This window comes from Candidatus Binatia bacterium (assembly GCA_036382395.1).
Classification (GTDB): Bacteria; Desulfobacterota; Binatia; order HRBIN30; family HRBIN30; genus JAGDMS01.
In genome coordinates this window covers 1-4759 of the sequence record DASVHW010000005.1, presented here as the reverse complement: position 1 = coordinate 4759, position 4759 = coordinate 1, and the positions used below count along the sequence as shown (strand labels likewise).

5 protein-coding genes are annotated in these 4759 nt (G+C 62.4%); 1 reads left to right on the top strand and 4 read right to left on the bottom strand.

Annotation, left to right across the window (positions count from 1 at the left end; genetic code table 11):
* Positions 1 to 8: 8 nt before the first annotated feature.
* Together VF515_00340 and VF515_00335 are read right to left on the bottom strand one after the other, a co-directional pair.
* Positions 9 to 446: a type II toxin-antitoxin system VapC family toxin gene (locus tag VF515_00340; protein HEX7406072.1), complete on the bottom strand. Its 438-nt coding sequence runs from the start codon at positions 444 to 446 to the stop codon at positions 9 to 11.
* Positions 443 to 700, bottom strand: a complete 258-nt coding sequence (locus tag VF515_00335) for a type II toxin-antitoxin system Phd/YefM family antitoxin (protein HEX7406071.1) — start codon at positions 698 to 700, stop codon at positions 443 to 445. Before VF515_00335 ends, VF515_00340 begins: the two co-directional genes overlap by 4 nt.
* 139 nt (positions 701 to 839) lie before the next feature.
* On the opposite strand from VF515_00335, the gene VF515_00330 reads away from it, so the two are divergent.
* Positions 840 to 2009 carry a VWA domain-containing protein gene (locus VF515_00330; protein ID HEX7406070.1) on the top strand — a complete coding sequence of 390 codons (1170 nt, stop codon included), beginning with the start codon at positions 840 to 842 and terminating at the stop codon, positions 2007 to 2009.
* On the opposite strand, the gene VF515_00325 is transcribed toward VF515_00330, so the two are convergent.
* Positions 2010 to 3104 (bottom strand): serine hydrolase domain-containing protein, encoded by a 1095-nt coding sequence (locus VF515_00325; GenBank protein ID HEX7406069.1) that lies wholly within the window; start codon positions 3102 to 3104, stop codon positions 2010 to 2012.
* 52 nt (positions 3105 to 3156) lie between these two features.
* Positions 3157 to 4759 (bottom strand): M20/M25/M40 family metallo-hydrolase (locus tag VF515_00320; protein HEX7406068.1); only part of this gene is annotated, 1603 nt, incomplete at its 5' end.

Genomic DNA, 4759 nt, shown 5'->3' with positions numbered 1-4759 from the left:
AGCGGCTACTATGCGCCGGAAGAGTGAGGGTCCGCAGAGAACCGGAACGGGTTGAAGTGCTCAACTCCGAGCTGGCGAAAGTCCTGTACGTTTCTGGTCGCGACAATTAATCCATGGCTGCGTGCCGTAGCGGCGATCAGGGCGTCCCCGATCAACTCGTCGGGCTGCCTATGCATGAGGCGTCCCCACTCGCGGAAGCACGCCGAATCCATAGGCAATATGGTGTAGAGATCGGAAAGCTGGTCGGCCCATAGTTCGATCTCGCCGGCCTTCTTGGGGTCTTGCTCCCGCGTGAGTTCGATTCCCGCCTGCAATTCACCCCTGGTCGCGGCGGATAGATATACCTGATCACTTCTCAGCGTCTGGAGCCACGCCACGACCGCGCCGTGTGGCTTTCGCTTCCGAAGCTCGGATACGACATTTGTATCCAGCAGGTACTTGTTCATTCAAACGCCACCGGTCGCCGGCGGCGGTAAGAACGTCGCGAGGGAAGCTGAAGGTCAAAGCGCGGTCCCGGGCCGAGGAGGAAGTCCTTCAAGGTGGGTCGGGCTGAGGATTGCACGCGCCGCCACTCGTCGATCGGGACGACCACCGCAGCGTCCTCACCGCGGCGCGTCACCACCTGGGGACCCTCCCTGGCGGCGGTGTCCAGCAACTCGCTGAAGCGGGCTTTCGCTTCATGTAATTTCCAAGAAGCCATTTGAGATTCTCCGAGATTCATCATATGACTAGTCCTATGACTAGTCAAGTCGATGCCGCGGAAGCAAAGCAACGTGCGCCGGAATCGCCCGCAACTCCTGTCGCGCAGCGGGTTTATACGTGCAAGGGGTAAGCCTGCCATGAAGTTCCTGTCTGTCTTTGGCGCCACGCGGCGGTCCACAGCGCTTTCGATCGTACTGATGACAACGTGCGCGTTCGGCGGCGCGTCACGCCTCTATTCGCAGGACATCCCCACGTTGTCGGTCAACGTGAAAGTCATCAACGTCCTGGCCAGCGTGCGCACCAAGCACGGCGACATCGTCAAGAACCTCACCAAGGACGACTTCACGCTCACCGAAGACGGGCGCCCGCAGACCATCAAGTACTTCTCGCAGCAGTCGGACCTGCCGCTCACCCTCGGCTTGCTGGTGGACACCAGCCCAAGCCAGCAGCGTGTACTCGGCCAGGAGCGGGATGCCAGTGTCGTTTTCCTCGACGAGTTGCTGCGGCTCGATAGGGATAACGCGTTCATCCTTCACTTTGATTTTGACGTGGAGCTGTTGCAGGACCTGACGTCGTCCCGGCAGAAGCTGCGGGCGGCGCTGGATGAACTTGAGATTGGGGATCGCAGCGGGTCGCAACCCGGAGGCGGCAGCAGAGGAAGAAGTGGCGGTGGCAGCAGAGGAGGCGTTGGCATCGGGTGGCCGGGAGGCGGCATGGGGTGGCCAGGAGGCGGAAGACGCCAGGGCGGGAGCGGAGGCGGCGGTGGGGGTGGCGGCCGCAGCGGTGGAGGGACCAATCTGTACGACGCCGTTTACCTTGCCTCCAATGAACTGATGTCGAAGCAGCAAGGGCGCAAGGCGGTCATTATTCTCTCCGACGGCGTCGACACTGGAAGTAAGCTGACGCTGGCGGACGCCATCGAATCGGCGCAGCGCGCGGACACGCTGGTTTATTCGATCCTGTTTTCCGATGCGTCGGCGTACGGCGGCGGCGGCTTCGGTTTCCCAGGCGGCATGGGCGGCGGCCGGCGCGGTGGCGGCATGCCGTTCCCACAGGCAGGCCCCGAGGATGGCAAGAGAGTCATGCAGCAATTGGCGCAGGAAACCGGCGGGCGTTTCTTTGAGGTTTCTGGCAAGTATCCGATCGAGCAGATTTACGCCAGCATCCAGGAAGAGTTGCGCAACCAGTACAGCATCGGATATTCGTCGGACAAGCCTTATGACGGAACGTTTCGCAAAATCCGCCTGACCATGAAATCGAAGGACCTGGTCGTGCAGGCGCGCGAAGGATTCTACGCGCGCCAGTAACTAGCGGGATTTCAAAAACAAGTCGGCGACCTTGAGCGCACGCTCCGAGGGCTTCACGTCGGTGCGGTTGCAGAGCACAACCACGGCGAGGTCGTCGTCGGGAAAGTAATGGATCGCGGTCAGGAAGCCGATGGTTTCCCCGCCGTGCCACATGCGCCGGTGGCCCTTGTAGGGATCCAGAAACCAGCCGAAGCCGTACGGAACCAACTCCTCTGAATTTGCGGGCTCAAACTTGCGCACGTTGACGGGCGCAAGCGCGGGCGCCATTTCGCCGGCGGTGAGCAGCTTGTGCGTGCGCAGTGCGGCGATCCACTGCTGGAAGTCGTCGAGCGAGGAGTAAACGCCGCCATCGCCCAGGACCGCGGAGGTGGAACTCTGATCCGAGAAGGCCCACCTGTCCTCGACCATGCGATAGCCGTAGGCTCGCTTGGGTACGATGTTCCGCGTGTCCACGAAAGCGACGGTGCTTTTCATGCCGAGCGGAAGAAAGATGCGCGCGCGGAGAAAATCCTCGAAAGGCTGCTGCGCGATCTTTTCCACAATCTGCGAGAGCACGGAATAGCCGGAGTTGCTGTAGGCGTACCGCGTGCCGGGCGCGAACCGTCCGGCCGCCTGGCGCATGAGCAGTTGGAGCACCTGTGCGTCGCGGATCTGCGGCAGCTTGTCGGGAGCGGTGTTAGGAAACTGGTTGTCCCAGAGGTCTTCGTAGTCGGGAAGCCCCGATGTGTGGTTGAGCAGGTTACGGATGGTGATGTCGCGTCCGTAGGCGGGGAACTGCGGAAAAATGTCGGTGAGGCGGTCCGAATATTTCACCTTGCCGTCGCGGACGAGCAGCATGATGGCTGCGGCGGTGAATTGCTTGGTGACGGAAGCGAGGCGGAAGTTGGTCTGCGCGGTGATCGGCGTGCGCTCATCGAGATTGGAAACGCCGAAGCCCTGCTTGAATACCGTCTGCCCGTGACGGACAACAAGGACCGCGGCGCCGGGGGCGTCCGATTGCAAGTCGGAAAAGATGGCGGCGATGTCACTCGAGGTTTGCGCGGACGCGGCGCCGGTACTCAGTAATAGTAGGAACAGCAAGCTGCGGATGATCATGATGTGAAATGAAAACCGGATGCACCGCGATTGCGATGCATCCGGTTGAGTCTTACTGGTTGTTGGATCCGGGCCGGGTGGCAGTGCCCGCCGCTGCCGGACGCGCGGGCTGTCCACCCTCGGGAGTTTCCGGCGGCAGCGCCGGCATGTCGGCGGCGGCGAAGCGAGGCAGCATCGCGTCGCGCATGGCGAGCTCGTAGATTGCCGACGCCACGATGATCGCCGACTTCCTCACGTCGTCCTCGATGATCCGCTCATACGTATCAATGTCGGTGTGCCAGGTATCGGTGAAGTACTCGATTGGGTCCTGGCCGAGGCCGATTCCCGGAAGCCCGGCTTTCGAGAACGAGGTCGAGTCCGTCCCGCCGAGGCGGCGGCTCTTGCTGGGAACGGCGCCGGCAAAACCAAGATCGGAAAGCGAGGCGAGCGATGCTCGCAGCACGTCCGCATCTTCCTTCGGCCCAAAGACGCTGGCGCCGCGAATGCGTCCGGTGCCGCTGTCCACGTTGAAGTATCCGACCAGCTTGGCGAACTCCGGCTTGGGCTCTTCGAAAGTTCCGAAGTGCTGCTTCACATACGCCTGCGAGCCCAGCAGCCCCTGCTCCTCGCCGCTCCATAGAGCGACGCGGATGGTGCGGCGCGGCTTGATGCCGATCGCCTGCAGGATGCGCGCGGCTTCCATCATGACGGCGGCGCCGACGGCATTATCGGTGGCGCCGGTAGCCGAGTGCCAGGAGTCGAGGTGGCCGCCCAGCATCACGATTTCATCCTTCTTATCGGTGCCGGGAATTTCGGCGACGATGTTGTAGGAGGTCTTGCCCTCGGGATACCACTTGTTGGTGATGTTGAATTCGAGGGTGACCGGCGTGCCGTCGCCCATGATGCGCGCGATGCGTCCGTAGTCGTCGTTGCGCAGCACGACGCTGGGCACGGCCTTCGCGGGATCGAAGGTGCGGTTGTTGAAGGCGCGGATCAGGCCGTGTTCCATGCGTGCGTCATTGACGCGCATGAGCGCGCCGTTGGCGACCAGGAAGGCGTCGATCTGCTCGTTGATCTTCGCACCCGTGAGAATGCTGGGGTCCGGCGGTTCCTGCTGGGCGTTGCGCGGCGGGCCGTATTGCCCGGCGTTGGGATTGTTGGGGTCGTAGCGATCGTGCGCCGCTTTGTCGTCCATGCGGCGCGGACGAACGTCAATCGTCACCGGAACCACGCCGGGCTTGCCGACCAACACGATCTTGCCCTTGACCTTGTCCTTGATGGAGGCGAGGAAGGCGTCCATGTCGGGCTGCTTGGGTTTTTCCGGCGGATCGATCTCGATGGTCTGCGCCGTGACCGTGCCCTTGGTGCCGTTGGTCCAGGCGAGAACTTTGAAAGTCAACGGCGCGAGCATGGGCGCGGTGATGTAGCCGCTGGCGCGCTCATTGGTCCAGCCGGGATGCCCGAAGTCCCACGGTTCCAGGTGCGCATTCTGGAATCCCCACGACGTCATCTGCTTCGCCGCCCATTCCGCCGCCGCCTTGTGATTGGGCGAGCCGGTCAGGCGCGGGCCGTAAACGTCGGTGAGGAAATGCGTGGTGCGCATGATCTGCGAGTGGTTAGTTTCTTCCTGGCGGATCTTTTCCTGGATGTCGAGCGTGGTCTGCGCCGCAGCGACC

Excerpts from the sequence above, each read along its gene's own strand:
- VF515_00330 (HEX7406070.1), top strand. The coding sequence starts at position 840 with ATGAAGTTCCTGTCTGTCTTTGGCGCCACGCGGCGGTCCACAGCGCTT.
- VF515_00325 (HEX7406069.1), bottom strand. The coding sequence starts at position 3,104 with ATGATCATCCGCAGCTTGCTGTTCCTACTATTACTGAGTACCGGCGCC.
- VF515_00340 (HEX7406072.1), bottom strand. The coding sequence starts at position 446 with ATGAACAAGTACCTGCTGGATACAAATGTCGTATCCGAGCTTCGGAAG.
- VF515_00335 (HEX7406071.1), bottom strand. The coding sequence starts at position 700 with ATGGCTTCTTGGAAATTACATGAAGCGAAAGCCCGCTTCAGCGAGTTG.